15 protein-coding genes are annotated in these 17,451 nt (G+C 67.2%); 10 read left to right on the top strand and 5 right to left on the bottom strand.

Annotation, left to right across the window (positions count from 1 at the left end; genetic code table 11):
- Positions 1-3: 3 nt before the first annotated feature.
- Complete coding sequence (locus H0P51_RS26765; protein WP_246398237.1) at positions 4-2,286, bottom strand: SpoIIE family protein phosphatase; 2,283 nt, start codon at positions 2,284-2,286, stop codon at positions 4-6.
- 577 nt (positions 2,287-2,863) lie between these two features.
- Here H0P51_RS26765 and H0P51_RS26760 point away from each other — a divergent pair.
- Both H0P51_RS26760 and H0P51_RS26755 read left to right on the top strand, forming a co-directional pair.
- A complete protein-coding gene (locus H0P51_RS26760) occupies positions 2,864-4,696 on the top strand; it encodes a DNA polymerase III subunits gamma/tau (RefSeq protein ID WP_180915797.1) in 1,833 nt (610 codons plus the stop codon).
- A 145-nt stretch (positions 4,697-4,841) separates the two neighbouring features.
- Positions 4,842-5,288 carry an SRPBCC family protein gene (locus H0P51_RS26755; protein ID WP_180915796.1) on the top strand — a complete coding sequence of 149 codons (447 nt, stop codon included), beginning with the start codon at positions 4,842-4,844 and terminating at the stop codon, positions 5,286-5,288.
- On the opposite strand, the gene H0P51_RS26750 is transcribed toward H0P51_RS26755, so the two are convergent.
- Positions 5,285-6,052: an Rv3717 family N-acetylmuramoyl-L-alanine amidase gene (locus tag H0P51_RS26750; protein ID WP_425488934.1), complete on the bottom strand. Its 768-nt coding sequence runs from the start codon at positions 6,050-6,052 to the stop codon at positions 5,285-5,287. The two genes, H0P51_RS26755 and H0P51_RS26750, sit on opposite strands and share 4 nt — an antisense overlap.
- Before the next feature lie 104 nt (positions 6,053-6,156).
- On the opposite strand from H0P51_RS26750, the gene H0P51_RS26745 reads away from it, so the two are divergent.
- On the top strand, positions 6,157-6,513 hold the full coding sequence (locus tag H0P51_RS26745; RefSeq protein ID WP_180915794.1) for a YbaB/EbfC family nucleoid-associated protein: 357 nt from the start codon (positions 6,157-6,159) through the stop codon (positions 6,511-6,513).
- Positions 6,514-6,518: 5 nt separating this feature from the next.
- On the top strand, positions 6,519-7,130 hold the full coding sequence (recR, locus tag H0P51_RS26740) for a recombination mediator RecR (protein WP_180915793.1): 612 nt from the start codon (positions 6,519-6,521) through the stop codon (positions 7,128-7,130).
- Between the two features lie 32 nt (positions 7,131-7,162).
- On the opposite strand, the gene H0P51_RS26735 is transcribed toward recR, so the two are convergent.
- Entirely contained in the window at positions 7,163-7,879 is a 717-nt protein-coding gene (locus H0P51_RS26735) for a type 1 glutamine amidotransferase (RefSeq protein WP_180915792.1), read from the bottom strand.
- Entirely contained in the window at positions 7,872-9,110 is a 1,239-nt protein-coding gene (locus tag H0P51_RS26730) for a Mur ligase family protein (RefSeq protein WP_180915791.1), read from the bottom strand. Before H0P51_RS26730 ends, H0P51_RS26735 begins: the two co-directional genes overlap by 8 nt.
- Positions 9,111-9,182: 72 nt before the next feature.
- On the opposite strand from H0P51_RS26730, the gene H0P51_RS26725 reads away from it, so the two are divergent.
- A complete protein-coding gene (locus tag H0P51_RS26725; protein ID WP_425488931.1) occupies positions 9,183-10,175 on the top strand; it encodes a DEDDh family exonuclease in 993 nt (330 codons plus the stop codon).
- A gap of 75 nt (positions 10,176-10,250) precedes the next feature.
- Here the strand turns inward: H0P51_RS26725 and leuA are convergent, their stop codons facing one another.
- Entirely contained in the window at positions 10,251-12,047 is a 1,797-nt protein-coding gene (leuA, locus tag H0P51_RS26720) for a 2-isopropylmalate synthase (RefSeq protein ID WP_180915790.1), read from the bottom strand.
- A 269-nt stretch (positions 12,048-12,316) separates the two neighbouring features.
- On the opposite strand from leuA, the gene H0P51_RS26715 reads away from it, so the two are divergent.
- The 5 genes from H0P51_RS26715 to H0P51_RS26695 all read left to right on the top strand — a co-directional run bounded on the left by H0P51_RS26715 (position 12,317) and on the right by H0P51_RS26695 (position 17,314).
- Positions 12,317-13,582: an aspartate kinase gene (locus H0P51_RS26715; protein ID WP_180915789.1), complete on the top strand. Its 1,266-nt coding sequence runs from the start codon at positions 12,317-12,319 to the stop codon at positions 13,580-13,582.
- The gene (locus tag H0P51_RS26710; RefSeq protein WP_180915788.1) at positions 13,583-14,635 is read left to right on the top strand and encodes an aspartate-semialdehyde dehydrogenase; all 1,053 of its coding nucleotides are present in this window, start codon (positions 13,583-13,585) and stop codon (positions 14,633-14,635) included.
- A gap of 195 nt (positions 14,636-14,830) precedes the next feature.
- Complete coding sequence (locus H0P51_RS26705; protein ID WP_246398236.1) at positions 14,831-15,217, top strand: hypothetical protein; 387 nt, start codon at positions 14,831-14,833, stop codon at positions 15,215-15,217.
- Positions 15,218-15,332: 115 nt separating this feature from the next.
- Positions 15,333-15,719 (top strand): hypothetical protein, encoded by a 387-nt coding sequence (locus H0P51_RS26700; protein WP_180915787.1) that lies wholly within the window; start codon positions 15,333-15,335, stop codon positions 15,717-15,719.
- A gap of 146 nt (positions 15,720-15,865) precedes the next feature.
- Complete coding sequence (locus H0P51_RS26695; protein WP_180915786.1) at positions 15,866-17,314, top strand: catalase; 1,449 nt, start codon at positions 15,866-15,868, stop codon at positions 17,312-17,314.
- The last annotated feature ends 137 nt before the right edge of the window (positions 17,315-17,451 follow it).

Genomic DNA, 17,451 nt, shown 5'->3' with positions numbered 1-17,451 from the left:
TGATCAGGGCCGCCGCAGGCTGACGATGGCGACGTCGTCGTCGGTGTTGCCCAACGCCGTCGACATGGCCGTCCAGATCCGCGTAGCTGATGCGTTGCCGATTTGGGTGAGGGTCTCGGCCAACCGAGCCAAACCGTCGTCGATCGACTCGCTACGGCGCTCCACCAACCCGTCGGAGTACATCACCAATCCGTGGCCGGGTTCGACGACGAAGATGCTCGGTGCGTAGGTAACGCCCCTGATCCCGATCGGCGGCGAGATCCGGATCGGGGCCTGGGTGGCTTGGGAGGTGGCGTTCGTCAGATAGGGCATCAGATGCCCGGCCGATGCCGCCTCAACCTGCCCCGACTCGAGCTCGATCCGGGCCGCGATGACGGTGGCGAAGGAGCTGGGCAGCATGTGTACGGCGAAGTCATTGAGCTGATTGAGTGCTTCGGCGGGCGAGGCGCCGGCGAATAGCTGGGCCCGTAAGGCGTTGCGCAGCTGCGCCATGGTTCCGGCGGCGGCGATGCCGTGCCCGGCGACGTCGCCCAGCAGCAGGATCAGGCGGCCGTCCCGCAGCTCGAACGCGTCGTACCAGTCGCCGCCGACATTGTCGCCCGCGGCGGGCTCATAGTGCGCCGACAGCTGCCAGCTCTCCAGCCGGGGTATCGACTCTGGCAGCAAACTGCGCTGCAATGTCTCAGCCATCCGCAGCGCACTCCGGGTGCGCCGGTACAGCGACTCCACCAGGTGGCGCCGCAACGTCTCGGCGGACTCGGTTTCGCTGAGCGTCCACGGATCGCTGCGTTGATGCACGATTTCACGCCAGCGCTCGAACGACTTCCGTGGGCTCAGCCGCAGCGAGTCGCCCTCGTGGACCGCGATCGCCTTGTTGTACGGGTCCCCGCCCCAGTCCACTGAACGCAGCACTTCGCGGCGGAACCAAATGGCGTACTGCCCGTCGGGCAGGTTGAGCGCTAGCGCGCCCGCGGCCAACTGCGGGTCGAGTTTCAGCGTCGGCAGGTCGTTGATCAGGTTCTCACTACTGGCGATCTCCTCGCCCACGCCTCGCGCCCACGCGGCCACCATGGCCACCACATCCGGCGGCGGCACTGTGCCGCGCTCCCGGCGGTCGCCCTGGATGTTGACCACGACGCCCTCGGCGGGAATCAAGTCGAGCAGACTGGGCGCCCCGAGCAACGCCGACGCAAGCGGTTCGCCGTCGTCCAGCGTCGCGGCGATGATTTTGGTGAGCACCGCCTGAGCGGCCAGCCGCTTGTGCAGCTGGTCGTCCTCGAAACGGTCGACCAGGCGCAGCGACAAAGTTGAGCCCAGGAATTCGGCCGCCGCCCGGGTGCCGAACGGAGGCAAGTGCGGTCCGGCGTAATGGTGACAGGCAATTAGGCCCCACAACCGACCGTGCCGCAGCAGCGAGATCGACATCGACGCATGTACACCCATGTTCTGCAGGTACTCGATATGGATCGGTGAGACTGCGCGCAGCGTCGCATAGGTGAGGTCCAGAGGCTGCCCGCTGTCCGGGTCCAGTGGCGGGACCATCGGCGTCGGCGTGTAGTCGACGTCCGAGATCAACCGGATCCAGTTCTTCTCGTACAGCGCCCTGGCTTGCGCGGGGATATCGGTGGACGGGTAATGCAGCCCGAGGAACGAATTGAGGTCGCCGCGCTTGGCCTCAGCGACGACCTCGCCGTTGTAGTCCTGGTCGTAGCGGTACACCATCACGCGGTCGAAGCCGGTGAGGTCGCGAACCGCGCGCGCGGTGGTGTCGTACAGCTCGGTCAGGGTGGCAGCACGGTTCAGATCCTCAATGGAGCTCCGCACCGCCTGGTATGTGTTCGGGAAAGAGAAGGGTCGCTCGCCGTAGGCGATCTCCAGCTCGACTAGCAGCGCCCCGTCTGGTTCCCGCCGCAGGATGGCGTCGAAGGCGCGTGGCACACCGTCGACGTCGATTTGGCACTCGAGGGGGTTGCGTTCCCGAAGGTCGCCGAAGGACGCTGCCGCCGTTCCGATCCGCGCTGCCTGATCGGCGCCGATCAGCGCAGACAGATGCCGACCGAGAACGCCATCGGCGGAGCGTCCTAGCAACGCGGCGACGTTGGCACTGACCTGGCACACCACGAACTCGGGTTCGCGTACCACCGCGAGCACGCCGCGCGGCTGGATGGTTCCGGGGATGTGGATCGGCTCGCGTGCACAGTTTTCCAGGTCGATGGGCGCGCCGACCGATACGAGCTCGTCGCTGTCCAGTGCCGACCGCGGACCTTTTCCGTCGCCGCTGCTCACGCAATCAGCTCCACCGGACCTGGCCTGCGGGGCCAACAGACTGACGGACTGCCGACGTGTTCAGCCGTACGGTGTACTGCCTGGTCGAAGTCCTTCCTGCGCGACAGCTGACGCCCGAAGGCTCACCAAACCAGTCGTCCCACATGTCTTCAACAGGCTCCTTGCCGCGTACTCCCCGGCAGCTCACCGATAGGCGAGTCACACTCGACTTTCCGCGATTGAACTGTCAATTGGATTGACGCGGTGCCGATTTTTCAATCACGGGGGCCAGAACCGTCGGCTTTGTCACACTCGCCCCGGCGGAGCCCGTCCCGCCTCCGGCGCGCATCGTCGGACAGGCTGTGCCCGATTGCCCGCCTCCTCCCCGCGCCTCCGGCGCGCATCGTCAGACAGGCTGTGCCCGATTGCCCGCCTCCTCCCCGCGCCTCCGGCGCGCATCGTCGGACAGGCTGTGCCCGATTGCCCGCCTCCTCCCCGCGCCTCCGGCGCGCATCGTCGGACAGGCTGTACCCGATTGCCCGCCTCCTCCCCGCGCCTCCGGCGCGCATCGTCGGACAGGCTGGGTAGCCTGCTCACCGTGGCTCTCTACCGCAAGTATCGACCGGCAACCTTCGCCGAGGTGGTGGGGCAGGAGCACGTCACCGAGCCGTTGTCCGTGGCCCTGCAAGCGGGCCGGATCAACCACGCCTACCTGTTCTCCGGGCCACGGGGCTGCGGGAAGACGTCGTCGGCCCGGATCCTGGCGCGGTCCCTGAACTGCGCTCAGGGGCCCACCGCCACCCCTTGCGGTGTCTGCGATTCCTGCCAGGCTCTGGCACCCAATGCGCCGGGCAGCATTGACGTGGTGGAGCTCGACGCCGCCAGCCACGGCGGCGTCGACGACACCCGCGAACTGCGCGACCGCGCCTTCTACGCGCCGGCGCAGTCCCGTTACCGGGTGTTCATCGTCGACGAGGCGCACATGGTGACCACGGCCGGCTTTAACGCGCTGCTCAAGATCGTCGAGGAGCCGCCCGAACACCTCATCTTCATCTTCGCCACCACCGAACCGGAGAAGGTGCTGCCGACGATCCGGTCCCGCACCCATCACTATCCGTTCCGGCTGTTGCCGCCGCGCACCATGCGTGGGCTCATCGGCCGGATCTGCGAGCAGGAAGGCGTCGTCGTCGACGACGCGGTGTACCCCCTGGTGATCCGGGCCGGTGGGGGCTCGCCCCGCGACACTTTGTCGGTGCTGGATCAGCTGGTGGCTGGTTCCGAGGGCGGTCGGGTCAGCTACCAGCGGGCGCTGGGATTGCTGGGCGCCACCGACATCGCCCTAATCGACGACGCTGTCGACGCGCTCGGCGCCGGGGACGCCGCGGCATTATTCGGGGCGGTCGAAGCGGTGATCGACGCCGGGCACGACCCGCGCCGGTTCGCCACCGACCTGCTGGAGCGGTTTCGCGATCTCATCCTGCTGCAGGCGGTTCCCGACGCGGTGTCGCGCGGTGTGGTCGACGCGCCCGAGGACGTGCTGGACCGGATGCGTGAGCAGGCGACCCGCCTGGGGGCGGCAACCCTGACCCGCTACGCGGAGGTGGTCCAGGCCGGGCTGGGGGAGATGCGCGGTGCCACGGCCCCGCGGCTGCTGCTGGAAGTGGTGTGCGCGCGACTGTTGCTGCCGTCGGCCACCGACACCGAGTCGGCGCTGCTGCAACGTGTCGAACGCATTGAGACGCGGCTGGCCATGTCGATACCTGCGACCGAGGCGGCGGCGGAGCCCAGCGCACCGGCGTATGTGCCCCCCGCCCGACCCGCGCCGGTCCGCCGCTCTGTCGCCGCGCCGAAGCCCGCGCCGCAGCCGAAGCCCGCAGCACCGTCGCCGCCTGCCGCACCGCCACCGCCACCGCCTGCGCCGGAGCGCCGACCCGAGCCGGTAGCCGCGCCCGTAAGCCCGGCTCCTGCGCCGGGCGAGCCCAATGCCGCCGCGGTGCGCAGCATGTGGCCGACGGTCCGCGACAAGGTGCGGGAGCGAAGCCGGACCACCGCGGTGATGCTGTCCGGCGCGACGGTGTTAAGGGTGGAAGGCGACACGCTGGTGCTGACACACGAAGCGGCGCCGCTGGCCAAACGCTTGTCTGAACAACGCAACGCCGACGTGATCGTCGAGGCGCTCAAAGACGCCCTGGGCGTCAACTGGCGGGTGCGTTGCGAGACCGGCCCACCCGCGGTCGCCGAAGTCGCGCCACCACCCATGGTCGCGGAGCCCGCGGCACCGGAGGTCGCGGCACGCGACGAGGACGAAGAGGAGAGCATGCTCGCCGAGGCGGGCCGCAACGATTCGTCCGAGCCGCGACGGGACCCCGAAGAAGTCGCACTGGAGCTGCTGCAGAACGAGTTGGGCGCACGCCGCATCGACGACGCCTGAGCGAGGCGGTCGGTGTGCGGGGCGGGTGCGGACTGCCGGGCTCCCCGCCTGTGCACCACATATATCGTGGTCCTCGAACGCAGACCGTCCGGCCGCGCGAACCCAGCGACTGCGGCGCGGCAATCACAGCAGAGGAGTGCACCTGATGGGACAGGTGAGGGCAGCCAGCACGATCCTGATCAACGCTGAGCCCGAGGCCGTGCTCAAAGCGGTCGCCGACTACCAGAATGTCCGACCGAAGATTCTTCCCTCGCAGTACAGCGAGTACGAGGTGCTGCAGGGCGGTCAGGGGCAGGGCACGGTCGCCAAGTGGCGGCTGCAGGCGACCGAGTCGCGGGTGCGCAATGTCCAGGTCGATGTGGACGTCGCCGGCCATACCGTCATCGAGAAGGACCAGAACTCGTCGATGGTGATCAACTGGACGGTGGCCCCGGCCGGACCCGGAGCCAGCGTCACGGTCACCACCACCTGGACCGGCGCCGGCGGAGTCAAGGGCTTCTTCGAGAAGACGTTTGCCCCGTTGGGGTTGAAGAAGATTCAGGCACAGACGCTGACGAACCTCAAGAGCGAGCTGGAAGGGCAGTCCGGCTAGCGCGCCTGGCCCTGCGAGGCCAGGAAGCCGGCCACCCCGCGGACCAGCGCGTCCGCGTATTTCTGCCGGCCTTCAGCAGATTCCATCAATGCCGAGTCCGCCGGGTTTTTCATGTTGCCCAGCTCGACGAGTATCGACGGGTATTGCGCCAGGTTCAGGCCGGCCAGATCCGAACGCCCGTACAGGCCCCCCTGGCCGATGTAGGTGGCCGGGGTCAGGCCAGAGGCCTGCAGCTGGTCGCGCATCACCCGGGCGAACTGCACCGACGGCCCGGCCTGGGCCGCGTTGAGCGGCGGCGACGAGTAATTGACGTGGAATCCCCGCCCGGACGCCGGCCCTCCATCGCCGTGCAGGCTGACGATGGCATTCGGGTGCAACGCGTTGGCCATGTTGGCGCGCTCGTCGACGCAGGGGCCCAGCGCGTTGTCGTTGCCGCGGGACATCGCGGTCCGCACACCGAGCGCGTTCAACGCCGCCCGCAGCCGAAGCGCGGTGTCCCAGGTAAATGTGTGCTCTGGATATCCGCTGTTGGTCGAAGTCCCGCTGGCCTGGCAGTCTTTGGTGCCGCCCCGACCGGTCGGCACCTGCCGCCCGATGGACGCGTCGTTGGCCCCGTTGTGGCCCGGATCGATGAACACGATCATGCCGGCCAGGCTGCCGGGAGCAGCGGCAGCGGCGGGCAGCAGCGGCTTCACGAAAAGCCCTGCGGCGGCCACCACCGCCCCCACTACCAAGGCGACCCCGACACGAAGGCTCAGTCTCATGTCCACTGCGTCAACGTAACGCCCGTCGGACTACGCTGAATGTTTCAAATCGCCCGACACCCGCAGGCGAAACCAACTCGAGACCAAGATGCGAGGGGACTGTCATGCAACCCGGAGGCGATATGTCGCAACTGCTGGCGCAGGCGCAGCAGATGCAGCAAAAACTGCTCGAAGCCCAGCAGCAGCTGGCCAACTCCGAGGTGCATGGTCAAGCGGGCGGAGGCCTGGTTCAGGTCGTCGTCAAGGGCAGCGGCGAGGTGATCGGCGTGAAGATCGACCCGAAGGTGGTCGACCCCAACGACATCGAAACCCTCCAGGATCTCATCGTCGGTGCGATGGGCGATGCCTCCAAGCAGGTAACCCGAATGGCCCAGGAACGGCTGGGTGCGCTGGCAGGCGGCATGCGTCCGCCCGCCCCACCTGCGCCGCCGGGGCCGCCGCCCCAAGTGCCGGGTGTCTGACCTGCATGTTTGAGGGGCCGGTTCAGGATCTGATCGACGAACTTGGCAAGTTGCCGGGCATCGGACCAAAGAGCGCGCAGCGCATCGCTTTCCATCTGCTGTCGGTGGAACCGCCGGACATCGATCGCCTCACGGCCGTATTGGGCAAGGTCCGCAACGGCGTGCGGTTCTGTGCGGTCTGCGGCAACGTATCCGACGACGAGCGATGCCGGATCTGCGCCGATCCGCGCCGCGACGGCTCGCTAGTCTGCGTCGTCGAGGAGCCCAAGGACATCCAAGCGGTCGAACGCACCCGCGAATTCCGCGGCCGCTACCACGTGTTGGGTGGGGCACTGGATCCGCTGTCGGGGATCGGTCCCGAGCAGCTGCGCATCCGCGAACTGCTCGCCCGCATCGGCGAGCGGGTCGACGACGTCGACATCACCGAGGTGATCATCGCCACCGACCCCAACACCGAAGGCGAAGCGACGGCCACCTACCTGGTACGGATGTTGCGCGACATCCCTGGCCTGACCGTGTCGCGTATCGCTTCCGGGCTGCCGATGGGTGGTGACTTGGAGTTCGCCGACGAATTGACCCTCGGGCGCGCGCTTACCGGCCGCCGCGCCATGGTCTGAGCCGCGCGGCGATCTCCGGACCGGAGTCCCGGTCAGCGGGCCGACAGTCGTTCGCGGCGCAGCAGTTCCACCTCGGGGAGCTCCAGCGGCATCAGCTCGCCCACCGCCTGGGAGAGCAGCAAGTCGGCCAGTTCCGGGTTGCGGGCCAGGCACGGCCCGTGCATGTAGGTCGCCACCACGCTGCCCTGGACGACGCCGTCAAAGCCATCACCCGCGCGGTTGCCGGCCCCCTTGGTGACCGCGGCCAGCGGGCCGGCTGCAGGCCCCAATACCGTGCCGCCGCGGTGGTTCTCGAATCCGGTCAACGGTTGCGTCAATCCGGGCAGCAGCGGCTTGGACACCAGTTCGCCGATGGTCCGATGCTGTTGCGGCGAGGTCGTCGCATCCAGCATCCCGACACCGTCGACCCGCTCTCCCGATGAGGTCTCATACCAGCGGCCGAGGACCTGGACGGCTGCGCAGATCGCCAGCACCGGGGCACCGCGCTCGGCCGCTTTTTGCAAGCCGGGGTACCGGATCAGGTGCCGGGTGGCCAGCCGCTGCGCATAGTCCTCGGCGCCGCCCAGCGTGTACAGGTCCAGCGAGTCGGGCACCGGGTCGGCGAGGGTGATCTCGACGATCTCGGCGGGGATGCCGCGCAGCAGTAGCCGCTGGCGCAACACGACGGCGTTGCCGCCGTCGCCGTAGGTGCCCATCACATCGGGCAGCACCAGCCCGATCCGGACCTTCGAGAAGCCGGTGTTAGCCATGTCGCCCCAATCGGCGGTTCAGCTGCAGGAACGCGGTGTAGTTGGCGACGACCTCCACTCGCCCGGGCGGGCAGGAAGCAATGGCCGCCAGCGTGTCGTGCACCAAGGTGTGCTCGACGCCGGCGTACCCGAGTCGCACCGCCAGGTCGGTGCCGCGTTCGCCGGCGGCCACCACGCGGGTCTCCTCGAAATGCTCAAAGCGGACGTCCCACAACCAGGACAGGTCTTCGCCGTCGGGAACCTGCCCGTTGACCGCGATCACCACACCGTCGGCATGCTTGTCCACCATCGATAGCGCTTCCTGCCAACCGGCCGGATTCTTGGCCAGCAGCATCCGCACCTGGTGCGGACCGACCTGGACCGTGCGGTATCGACCGGCGACCTCGTCGACACCGGCCACCGCCGCGACGGCTTCGACGGGGTCGGCGCCCAGTGCGACGGCGGCCGCTACCGCCTGCGCGGCGTTGCCGCGGTTCACCGCGCCCGGCAGCGCCAGCCGCATTGGCAGCGCCAGCCCGTCGGGCCCGTACAGCTTCCCGCCATCTTCCGGATCGAACCACCAGTGTGGGCTGGGTCGTTTGAAGTCGGCGCCGGTGGAGTACCAGTGCCCCTTTTCCCGCACGATTACTTCGCCGCTGCGCGGGCAGCTGACTGAGTCGTTGGCCCACGAACCGCCGGCGGCCACCCACACCACATTCGGATTGTCGTAGGCGGCTGAGGCCATCAGTACGTCGTCGCAGTTGGCCACCACGATCGCGTCGGGATGTTGGGCCAGGCCGGCGCGCAGCGCGCGTTCGATGACGTTGATCTCACCGACCCGGTCCAATTGGTCGCGGGACAGGTTCAGCAGCACGATGGCCGTCGGATCGAGGGCGTCGGAAACGTGCGGGACGTGCATTTCGTCGACTTCCAGGGCGGCTAACTCGGCCCGCCTGTGTGCGGCCAGCGCGGCCACCAGCCCGGCGTCCATGTTGGCGCCTTCGGCGTTGGTGGCTACTGCACCCAAGGTTCCCAGTGCCGCCGCGGTCATCCGGGTGGTGGTCGACTTGCCGTTGGTGCCGGTGACGATGACGGTGCGCCGGCCCGCGCCCAGCTGACGCAGCACCGAGCGGTCCAGCGTCATCGCCACCAGACCGCCGATCATGGCACCCGCGCCGCGTCCGGTGACCCGCGATGCCCAGCGCGCACTCGCCCCGGCAGCCAGGGCCAGACGTGCGCGCGCGGTGATCACCCGGGCATGTTAACGGCCGACACGACGGGTCAGCGACTCAGCGATGTCGGTCAGACGTGCCATTCTCAAGCCATGAACCGGATGTCCTGGGGCCGGCCCGCACGGGAGCCAGATAGAGGATGGGCCGTCATCGACGTCGAGACCTCGGGCTTTCGCCCAGGTCAGGCCCGGATCCTCAGCATCGCGGCGCTGGGCCTCGACGGCGACGGCCGGGTTGAGCAGTCCGTGGTCAGCCTGCTCAACCCGGGCGTGGACCCGGGTCCCACGCACGTGCATGGCCTGACGGCGGCGATGCTTGAGGACCAGCCGCAGTTCGCCGACATCGTCGACGACGTGATCGAAGTGCTACGCGGCCGCACACTGGTTGCACACAACGTCGGTTTCGACTACTCGTTCCTGGCCGCCGAGGCGGAGATGGCGCAGGCCGAGTTGCCTGTGGACTCCGTCATGTGCACGGTCGAGTTGGCCCGGCGCCTGGACCTCGGCGTCGACAACCTCCGGCTGGAGACGCTGGCCGCGCACTGGGGCGTCACCCAGCAACGCCCGCATGATGCATTCGACGACGCGACGGTGCTGACGAGGGTGCTCGCGTCGGCACTGCAGCGGGCACGCGAGCGGGACATCTGGCTGCCGGTGCACCCGGTAACCCGCAGCCGCTGGCCCAACGGCCGGGTGACGCATGACGAGCTGCGCCCGTTGAAGGCGCTGGCCGCCCGGATGCCCTGCCCGTATCTGAATCCGGGCCGGTACGTTTCGGGCAGGCCGCTGGTCCAGGGCATGCGGGTGGCGCTGGCCACCGAGGTGCGAAGGACCCACGAGGAACTCGTCGAGCGGATGTTGCACGCCGGGCTGGCTTACAGCGACGACGTCGACAACGCGACCTCACTGGTGGTCTGCAACGACGACTCGCCCGAGCAGGGCAAGGGCTACCACGCCCGCCAGCTCGGCGTGCCGGTGGTCTCGGATGCGCAGTTCATGGACGGGGTGGGCTCCGTCGTCGGAGGCCGGAGCATGGAGCAGTTCGCCGACGTTACGCCGGCCGAGGAGCAGTACGTCCTGTTTTGACGTTCTGTGTTGACGTTGCCCAATACGACCAAGTCACAAAACCCTGCATGCCCGGGGTTGCCCCGCCGCGGACGGCTACCGAGAGGCCCGGTTGACTGCCGAGACCACCGCACGCAACGAGGCCGTGGTGATCGACGGCGCGATGCCCACGCCCCACACCGTCTTGCCCCCGACTTCAGCTTCCACGTACGCCGCGGCCTGCGCGTCGTCGCCAGAACTCATCGCGTGCTCGGAGTAGTCCAGCACCGCCACATCGAATCCGACGGCGCTCAGCGCGTCGACGAATGCGGCCAGTGGTCCGTTGCCGGCCCCGCTGACCTCGGTCTCGACACCATCGATTTTCACGGTGGCAGCGATGGTGGTGCGGCCGGTGTCTTCCTCGGCGGCGTCGACGCGCTGCTTGATCCGCTCCAGCGGGCGCACCGGGGCCAGGTACTCCTCGGCGAACGCGTCCCACATCTCCTTGGGGGAGACTTCGCCGCCGTCGCCGTCGGCCATTTTCTGGATGACCTGCGAGAACTCGATCTGCAGCCGACGCGGCAGTGCCAGGCCGTGGTCGGCCTTCATGATGTAGGCCACCCCGCCCTTGCCGGACTGCGAGTTGACCCGGATCACTGCTTCGTAGGTGCGCCCGACGTCCTTGGGGTCGATCGGCAGATACGGCACCTGCCACAGAATGTCCTCGACGTCGGCGTCGGCGGCGTCGGCGTCGATCTTCATCTGGTCCAGGCCCTTGTTGATGGCGTCCTGGTGGCTCCCCGAGAACGCGGTGTAGACCAGATCGCCGCCGTAGGGGTGTCGTTCGGGTACCGGCAGCTGGTTGCAGTACTCCACCGTGCGGCGGATCTCATCGATGTTGGAGAAGTCGATCTGCGGGTCCACGCCGCGGGAGAATAAGTTCAGCCCCAGCGTCACCAGGCAGACGTTGCCGGTGCGTTCACCGTTGCCGAACAGGCAGCCCTCGATGCGGTCGGCACCGGCCTGGTAGCCCAACTCGGCTGCGGCGACGGCAGTTCCGCGGTCGTTATGCGGGTGCAGGCTCAGGATGACCGACTCGCGGTTGGCCAGGTTGCGGCTCATCCACTCGATCGAGTCGGCGTACACGTTGGGCGTGGCCATCTCCACGGTGGCCGGCAGGTTGAAGATGATCGGCCAGTCCGGGGTGGGCTGGATGACCTCGCCGACCGCATTGCACACGTCACGGGCGTACTCCAGCTCGGTGCCGGTGTAGGACTCCGGCGAGTACTCGAAGCGCCACCGGGTGCCCGGGTGCTTGGCGGCCTCTTCGACGCACTTGCGGGCGCCGTCGGTGGCGATCTTCTGCACCGCGGCGCGATCGGCACGGAAGACGACCCGGCGCTGCAGGATTGACGTCGAGTTGTAGAAGTGCACGATCGCCTGCGGCGCGCCGTCGCATGCCTCGAAGGTGCGCTCGATCAGCTCGGGCCGGCACTGGGTCAGCACCTGGATCGTGACGTCGTCGGGGATGGCGCCGTCGGTGATGATGTCGCGGACGAAGTCGTAATCCGTCTGGCTGGCGGACGGGAAGCCGACCTCGATCTCCTTGTAGCCCATCCGTACCAGCAGGTCGAACATACGGCGCTTGCGGGCCGGGCTCATCGGATCGATCAGTGCTTGGTTGCCGTCGCGCAGGTCGACAGCGCACCACAGCGGGGCCGCCTCAATGACGTGGTCGGGCCAGCTGCGGTCGGGCAGCCGGATGGGTTCGACCTCCGCGGCGAATGACCGGTAGCGGTTGAACGGCATCGACGTGCCGCGTTGGGGGTTCCAAGCGGGTTGGCCGGGTCGCGGCGGGCCGGCAGGCTTGATGACAGTGCGGGTTGAAACGTAGGCGTCTGGATTAGTAGTCACGATTTTTGCTCCGGGGTTTTGAGTGAGGAACCTCAGACCGGCGCATCGCCAACACCCGCGACGGGAAGCCGGTCTGGATCAGACCCCGTCGCGGCGTCCGAGGAGGAGCACCCGCTGCACGTCCTGCACTCTACCGCTCTCGGCTGCTCGAACAAAAAGGGCGACGAACGGTCGCCGCTGCCATCGGAAAACCGAGATGCGCCGCAACGTATCCTGTTGTGGACTTGAGGGGGGATATCCGTCCCCGAATCCGAGACAGGAAAAGATCAGTGGCGCTCGTCGTGCAGAAGTACGGCGGATCCTCGGTGTCCGACGCCGACCGGATTCGCCGCGTTGCCGAGCGGATCGTGGAGACCAAGAAGCAGGGCAACGACGTGGTTGTCGTCGTTTCTGCGATGGGAGACACCACCGACGACCTGCTGGAACTCGCGCAGCAGGTATGTCCGGTCCCGCCACCGCGTGAACTCGACATGTTGCTGACCGCGGGCGAGCGCATTTCCAACGCGCTGGTGGCCATGGCGATCGAGTCGCTGGGTGCGCACGCCCGTTCCTTCACCGGTTCGCAAGCCGGCGTGATCACCACCGGCACTCATGGCAACGCCAAGATCATCGAGGTCACCCCGGGCCGGCTGCGGGCCGCGCTGGAAGAGGGATGCATCGTTCTGGTCGCCGGATTCCAGGGCGTCAGCCAGGACACCCGCGACGTCACCACGCTGGGCCGTGGTGGCTCGGACACCACGGCGGTGGCGCTGGCTTCGGCCCTGGGCGCTGACGTCTGCGAGATCTACACCGACGTAGACGGCATCTTCAGCGCCGACCCGCGGATAGTGTCCAACGCCCGCAAGCTGAACACCGTCACATTCGAGGAGATGCTCGAGATGGCGGCCTGCGGCGCCAAAGTCCTGATGCTGCGCTGCGTGGAATACGCCCGCCGCTACAACCTTCCGGTGCACGTCCGGTCGTCTTACTCGGACAAACCAGGCACCGTCGTCGTCGGATCGATCAAGGACATAGCCATGGAAGACCCCATCCTGACCGGTGTTGCGCACGACCGCAGCGAGGCCAAGGTGACCATCGTCGGAATCCCCGACATTCCCGGGTACGCCGCCAAGGTGTTCCGGGCCGTCGCCGATGCCGACGTCAACATCGACATGGTGCTGCAGAACGTCTCTAAGGTCGAGGACGGCAAGACCGACATCACGTTCACCTGCGCGCGCGACAGCGGTCCCACGGCGGTGGCCAAGCTGGATTCGCTCAAGGACGAAATCGGCTTCACTCAGTTGCTCTACGACGACCACATTGGCAAGGTGTCGCTGGTCGGGGCCGGCATGCGCAGCCATCCCGGCGTGACAGCGACGTTTTGTGAAGCACTGGCCCAGGTCGGCGTGAACATCGAGCTGATCTCCACTTCCGAGATCCGCATTTCGGTGCTGTGCCGGGATACGGAATTGGACAAGGCGGTTGTGGCGTTGCACGAGGCGTTCGGTCTTGGCGGCGAGGAGCAAGCCACGGTATATGCGGGGACGGGCAGGTAGATGGGCCGTTCAGCTGGTTTGTCGATAGGTGTGGTTGGTGCCACCGGCCAGGTTGGCCAGGTGATGCGCACGCTGCTCGACGAGCGCGACTTTCCCGCGACATCGGTGCGGTTTTTCGCCTCGGCGCGCTCGCAAGGACGCAAGTTGCCGTTCCGCGGCCAGGAGATTGAGGTTGAGGACGCCGAGACCGCCGACCCGAGCGGCTTGGACATCGCGCTGTTCTCCGCCGGTGGGGCCATGTCGAAGGTGCAGGCACCGAGGTTCGCCGCCGCCGGTGTAACGGTGATCGACAACTCGTCGGCGTGGCGGAAGGACCCCGACGTACCGCTGGTCGTTGCCGAGGTGAATTTCGAGCGGGATGCCGGTCATCGACCCAAAGGCATCATCGCAAACCCGAACTGCACCACCATGGCCGCGATGCCGGTGCTCAAGGTGCTGCACGACGAAGCCGGGTTGACCCGCTTCATCGCGTCCTCCTACCAAGCGGTGTCGGGTAGTGGACTGGCCGGTGTCGAGGAACTCGCCGCCCAGGCACGTGCGGTGATCGACGACGCGGAGGCCCTGGTGCACGACGGCAGGGCCGCCGATTTCCCGGCGCCCCGCAAGTACATCGCGCCCATCGCATTCAATGTGGTGCCGCTGGCCGGGTCTCTGGTGGACGACGGCTCCGGCGAAACCGACGAGGACCAGAAGCTGCGTTCGGAGAGCCGCAAGATCCTGGGCATTCCCGACCTGCTGGTCAGCGGGACCTGCGTGCGGGTCCCGGTGTTCACCGGTCACTCGCTGTCCATCAACGCCGAGTTCGCCCGGCCGATCTCACCGGAGCGGGCCCGCTCGGTGCTCGACGGCGCCCCGGGTGTGAAGCTGGTCGATGTACCCACACCGCTGGCCGCCGCCGGCGTCGACGAATCGCTGGTCGGCCGGATTCGGAGGGACCCCGGGGTGCCCGACGGGCGTGGCCTGGCGCTGTTCATCTCTGGGGACAACCTGCGTAAGGGCGCCGCGCTGAACACGATTCAGATTGCGGAGTTGTTGGCTGCGCAGCTCGGCTGAGTCGCGCTCGAACCGGTGTGATCCGCACCGGAGGTGTACTGGAGTCGAGGTCTGCGGGGCTTGTTGCCCCGTGGGTTATCCGCTCGGCGCAGCGCAAGCGGCATTTTGGACGCAGCAACGGGGTGCGATCGCTCATAGCTGCTACATAAGTTCTCCATAGCGATCCCTACTGGTTGCCCCGCCATCATCTGTGTCATGAGCGAAATTTCCGACACCCCAACCACGCGGACCTCTACCGCGGTACGAACACCCCCGGCAACCGAGGTGCACGAGCACAGGACCCCAAAGGTCTTCAAGGCCGCTGCCTGGGTCGCCATTGTCGCCGGGATCGTCTTCATCGTCTCGGTCATCTTCTTCACCGGTTTCCGGCTGGGATTGATGAGCGGGCACGGCGGCGGGCATCACGGTCATCACCACAAGCACGCGATGATGCATCACGGCGGATTCCCCGGGGGCGGTTTCCGCGGTGGCGGCAGCCCCGCGGTGGCCCCGGGCGGCGGTACCGGCGGCCCGGGCGGGCCGGCCCAGGTGCCGTCCTCGGTCGCGCCGTCGGTCACGCCGGCCCCGACCCCCGGCCGCTAACCAGTCCTGCAACCAATAGCCCGGCGCTCATTTGAGCGCCGGGCTATATCAATTCATGGCAACTTTGCGGCAGCAGCCCTTTACCCCGCCGCAGCCCTGAGCGATCCTCGAAGACATGAGTGATGCACCACCACCCCCGGCCCCGCCTGTTTCGACCGAACCCGCGCCGCCACCCCGGCGTGAAAAGCCGCCCCGGCTCTACGCGGTCGCGGCGTGGGTGGTGATCGTCGCCGGCGTCATCTTCATCGCGTCGACCCTGTTCATGGTGGGCGCCGCGGTGCTGTGGGGCGGAAGCTGCCACCACCACCGGCATCACCACCACGGTTACTTCGCGCCCGAGGGCCCCGGCGGGCCCGGCTATCCGTACCGGTTCCCAGGCCCGCCACCTCCCGGCATGGGTCCGGGATTCCCGGGCGGCGGACCGGGTGGCTTCCCTAGCTCAGGACCCGCGCAGTCGCCGACCTCCGTCCCGAGCGCACCCTCAACGGCCCCCGGGCGCTGACTGGCGTCGATCGGTCCTCGTTTCGGCGACCGGTGGTGGGGTAATCCCTGAGTTCGGCCGGGTTCGGCGAACTGGCGCGCGCCTATCGTCAAACACCGTGCTGCACGGGACCTTCCGTTAACAGCCCAGTTAAAGGAGGCAGCGAAATGACGGAGCGCTACACCACCACCGATGCGGGCACTCCCGCTCCCAGCGACGAACAGTCATTGACTATCGGCCCCGACGGCCCGATTCTGCTGCAGGACCACTACCTGATCGAGCAGATGGCGCAGTTCAACCGGGAACGCATTCCCGAGCGTCAGCCACACGCGAAGGGCGGCGGTGCATTCGGTCATTTCGAGGTGACCAACGACGTCAGCCAGTACACCCGGGCCGCGGTCTTCCAGCCGGGCACCAAGACCGAGATGCTCGCCAGGTTCTCGACGGTGGCCGGTGAGCGGGGCAGCCCAGACACCTGGCGCGACCCGCGTGGCTTCGCGCTGAAGTTCTACACCAGCGAGGGCAACTTCGACATGGTGGGTAACAACACGCCGGTGTTCTTCATGCGTGACCCGATGAAGTTCCAGCACTTCATCCGGTCGCAGAAGCGCCTTCAGGCCAGCAACGTGCGCGACCACAACATGCAGTGGGATTTTTGGACCCTGGTTCCTGAGTCGGCGCATCAGGTCACCTGGTTGATGGGCGATCGCGGTATCCCCAAGAATTGGCGCCACATGAACGGCTACAGCAGCCACACCTACAGTTGGATCAACGCCAACGACGAGATCGTCTGGGTGAAGTACCACTTCATCAGCGATCAGGGCGTTGACTTCCTGACCCAGGACGAAGCCGACCGGCTGGCTGGTGAGGATGGCGACTACCACCAGCGTGACCTGTACGAGTCGATCGAGCGCGGCGACTACCCGTCCTGGACCCTCAAAGTCCAGATCATGCCGTTCGAGGACGCCAAGACCTATCGGTTCAACCCGTTCGACCTCACCAAGGTGTGGCCGCACGGTGATTATCCACTGATCGACGTCGGCAAGATGACGTTGAATCGCAACGTCACCGACTACCACACCGAAATCGAGCAGGCCGCCTTCGAACCCAACAACATCGTTCCCGGTACCGGGTTGAGCCCGGACAAGATGCTGCTGGCCCGCGGGTTCTCCTACGCTGATGCACATCGCGCCCGCCTCGGGACCAACTACAAGCACATCCCGGTCAACACGCCGAAGGTGGAGGTCAACAGCTACTCCAAGGACGGCGCGATGCGGATGAAGAACGTATCGGACCCGGTGTATGCGCCGAATTCCTTCGGTGGGCCGCACGCCGACCCGCGCCGGGCCGCCGAGGTGCGCTGGTTTGCCGACGGCGAAATGGTCCGCTCGGCGTACACGCTGCGTGCCGAGGATGACGACTGGGGACAGGCAGGCACGTTGGTGCGTGAAGTTCTCGACGACGACGCCAGGGATCGGTTGGCTAACAACATCATCGGTCACGTTTCCAAGGGCGTGAAGGAGCCGGTGCTGTCGCGGGTGTTCGAGTACTGGCGCAACGTCGACTCCGATCTCGGGAAGAAGGTCGAGGAAGGGGTGCGGGCGAACCTCGGCTGATCTGCTGGGCCACACCGGGCCACTAGGAGGTCCGGAAATTGGGTACTTGTCTACCCCGTGCCTCCAAACCGTACGGGAATATGTCGGCCCCATCTGCAAGATTTAGTGATGGTGGTTATCGTTCCGATAGCTGCGCG

The organism is Mycobacterium vicinigordonae, from assembly GCF_013466425.1.
Classification (GTDB): Bacteria; Actinomycetota; Actinomycetes; order Mycobacteriales; family Mycobacteriaceae; genus Mycobacterium; species Mycobacterium vicinigordonae.
Note: the sequence above shows the minus strand (reverse complement) of the source record. Positions and strands in the feature narration are given on the sequence as shown.

What these genes read in the sequence shown, in the direction of transcription:
- H0P51_RS26755 (WP_180915796.1), top strand. Translation starts at nt 4,842, where the DNA reads ATGGGACAGGTGAGGGCAGCCAGCACGATCCTGATCAACGCTGAGCCC.
- H0P51_RS26750 (WP_425488934.1), bottom strand. Translation starts at nt 6,052, where the DNA reads ATGAGACTGAGCCTTCGTGTCGGGGTCGCCTTGGTAGTGGGGGCGGTG.
- H0P51_RS26745 (WP_180915794.1), top strand. Translation starts at nt 6,157, where the DNA reads ATGCAACCCGGAGGCGATATGTCGCAACTGCTGGCGCAGGCGCAGCAG.
- recR (WP_180915793.1), top strand. Translation starts at nt 6,519, where the DNA reads ATGTTTGAGGGGCCGGTTCAGGATCTGATCGACGAACTTGGCAAGTTG.
- H0P51_RS26735 (WP_180915792.1), bottom strand. Translation starts at nt 7,879, where the DNA reads ATGGCTAACACCGGCTTCTCGAAGGTCCGGATCGGGCTGGTGCTGCCC.
- H0P51_RS26725 (WP_425488931.1), top strand. Translation starts at nt 9,183, where the DNA reads ATGAACCGGATGTCCTGGGGCCGGCCCGCACGGGAGCCAGATAGAGGA.
- H0P51_RS26710 (WP_180915788.1), top strand. Translation starts at nt 13,583, where the DNA reads ATGGGCCGTTCAGCTGGTTTGTCGATAGGTGTGGTTGGTGCCACCGGC.
- H0P51_RS26705 (WP_246398236.1), top strand. Translation starts at nt 14,831, where the DNA reads ATGAGCGAAATTTCCGACACCCCAACCACGCGGACCTCTACCGCGGTA.
- H0P51_RS26700 (WP_180915787.1), top strand. Translation starts at nt 15,333, where the DNA reads ATGAGTGATGCACCACCACCCCCGGCCCCGCCTGTTTCGACCGAACCC.
- H0P51_RS26695 (WP_180915786.1), top strand. Translation starts at nt 15,866, where the DNA reads ATGACGGAGCGCTACACCACCACCGATGCGGGCACTCCCGCTCCCAGC.